Origin of the sequence: Gemmatimonas sp., assembly GCF_041689975.1 — a bacterium.
Taxonomy (GTDB): Bacteria; Gemmatimonadota; Gemmatimonadetes; order Gemmatimonadales; family Gemmatimonadaceae; genus Gemmatimonas.
On record NZ_JBDNFF010000271.1, the window covers coordinates 1 to 2,130 of the forward strand.

Below are 2,130 nucleotides of genomic sequence, written 5' to 3' on the forward strand. Positions count from 1 at the left end.
ATGGCATGCGGTGCGAGCAGAAACCCTCGCACGCTACGTGCTCTGGCTTACGCTCGGCAGCGATGCGCTCGCGTTCATCCTCCGGAGCGACGAGGAGCTCAACGCCCTGTGGAGCGTGGCTGAGGGCCCACGACGCGCGGCGCTCTTCACGCCGCGTCTCGTGTTGTCTCGGGCGAGTAGTCGCTGGGAGACGAAACGGCCGACTGACGCGGCTCCCTCCCCCGTCTCGGAGTATCCAAACGTCGAAAGTTAGGTCGGAACTTTTTACGTACGTTCGGTGCGAATCCACGTCAAATGCGTGCTGGCTCATCGAGAGACTCTGGACAACGCGACACCAGCTGATTATCACGCCGTAGCTGTCGCATTTTGGTTTCCACTGGTCCCTCGAGCGACGCAGGAGCTCGTCGCGCCGACGGAAAACCTCATAGTATCCCAACCCCCGATGGCGAAGCACGGATGTCGTACGCTGTATCGCGAGCGCGGCCGTGGTCGCGTCAGACATTTCGGCGAGGCTCGCTCCAGCGCGAAGCATCTCATCGCCAATCTGCACGATGTCAGGCATGGCTTCCTTACACTGCGTTAGCCACGCCTCGTGGTCCACCAATCGGGTCATGCTGCTTCCCGCCACGCGTAAATAGCTGAAGAGGTGCCACATCGTGGGAATGCCCGATGTCTCATAGTTCGCCAGCAATGCCGCTGCGGCCCTGTAGAAGCGACGAGCGCGCTGATCGTAGCCGGCGACGCTACGCTCGAGCTCTGGGGTGAGCATTGCCGTCGATATCATGTCGCCTGCCTGCCCGCGCAGGGACGGTGTATCCCTCGAGATGCATCAGGCGAACGACGAGCGCCCTAGCGAGTTTCGCTAGGGCGCGGGAGTTTCAGTGGCCTCGGGAAGATGGCCTTACTTCTTGCGGCGCGCTCCGGCGAACGCATGACCGTCTGCCTCGGCGGCGGCCATCTTGCGGATCCCGTCCGGTGTGAAGCCCGCGATAGGCGACGGACCGTTGCGGACGCGCACCTTGACGGCCTCGACGGACTCGACCGTGCGCGTAGATCCTGCGGTGCGACTGGTCGTCGTTCCACCGACAATTTGATGCTGGGGCACTGCGCGCGTTGCCATACGGCCTCCTAGAGTCTTGTAAAACAGTACCGGACGGTCCCGCCTATCGCAACCGGCGTCAGCCCGTTCTCCGCATAGATACCCACCACGGCTGGTAGGGGTTCGAGAATACGCAGTTCTCCGGCTCCGTACGCACGCGCTGTGTAGGTGCCGAGCGCAATCTCCAGCGGGGTGACGAGTCTTTTTGCGGGATGAGCGACAACGGGTGATGCGGCGAGGCGATGGATTGACACGCGTGTCCGACCTGGGGACTGCCTACCCACGACGAGGCCGACCAGTGCGTCGTCACACCAGAACGCCGCCTCGAGGCGGGTGGTCTTATTGCGATGTGCCCAGACTAGCTCACGCCAATTCCACCCCTCATCGTCCCGCGCGTATCCCTTGTGCGCATGGAACGCGCGAAAGCCCGGCACCCACTGGGCGCCATGCGCCGCGACGGCCCGTGCGTCTATGGCCGTGCACCGAAGCGTGAGGCCCCACTCCGCATGGGCAAACTCGACGGTGAGCTGTCGAGCCGCTTCACGGTAATGCTCTCCCTCACGCTCCGGTGCCCACGTCTCCTGGACCCGACGGGCGAAGCAGCCGGTGCGGTGCGCAAGGGATTTCCCGAGTGAAGATCGCAGAGGGCGAGTCGCAGTGGAGAGGTGGAAACGTGAGGTGGCGTGACAAGCGGAGTATGTGCCCCTCTCTCTCACGCGCCAAGCGACCGCAGCAACTTCGCCGTACGCGGGCCGGCACAAGGCGACGATCACTACGACAGTTTGTGCGACATACGGCACGTGGGGTCCGAGCAGACGGTGTGCCCAATCTCAGTAATGCATTGTCTCACCACAACATGCGAACGCCCGGACTCGAACCGGGATAGGTTGCCCCGCCAGCTCCTAAGGCTGGTGCGTCTACCAATTTCGCCACGTCCGCAAACTTCAAAAGGAGAATATAATGGGTGCACCCGCTCCCTGACCTTCCACCCATCGCTTCGCCGGTATCCAACATGACGCGTCCATCGCTGC

3 protein-coding genes and 1 tRNA gene are annotated in these 2,130 nt (G+C 62.9%); 2 read left to right on the plus strand and 2 right to left on the minus strand.

The features are described from left to right. A partial coding sequence (locus ACESNG_RS16825) for a hypothetical protein (protein ID WP_373069882.1) occupies positions 1-253 on the plus strand: 253 nt, incomplete at its 5' end. A gap of 648 nt (positions 254-901) precedes the next feature. Here the strand turns inward: ACESNG_RS16825 and ACESNG_RS16830 are convergent. Beyond that, positions 902-1,120, minus strand: a complete 219-nt coding sequence (locus ACESNG_RS16830) for a hypothetical protein (protein WP_373063006.1) — start codon at positions 1,118-1,120, stop codon at positions 902-904. Between the two features lie 389 nt (positions 1,121-1,509). Here ACESNG_RS16830 and ACESNG_RS16835 point away from each other — a divergent pair, with 389 nt between their 5' ends. After that, complete coding sequence (locus tag ACESNG_RS16835) at positions 1,510-1,734, plus strand: hypothetical protein (protein ID WP_373069884.1); 225 nt, start codon at positions 1,510-1,512, stop codon at positions 1,732-1,734. 222 nt (positions 1,735-1,956) lie between these two features. On the opposite strand, the gene ACESNG_RS16840 is transcribed toward ACESNG_RS16835, so the two are convergent. After that, positions 1,957-2,038 (minus strand) — tRNA-Leu (locus tag ACESNG_RS16840). Positions 2,039-2,130 lie beyond the last annotated feature (92 nt).

Coding starts and splice junctions, on each gene's coding strand:
- ACESNG_RS16830 (WP_373063006.1), bottom strand. CDS start 1,120: ATGGCAACGCGCGCAGTGCCCCAGCATCAAATTGTCGGTGGAACGACG.
- ACESNG_RS16835 (WP_373069884.1), top strand. CDS start 1,510: ATGGAACGCGCGAAAGCCCGGCACCCACTGGGCGCCATGCGCCGCGAC.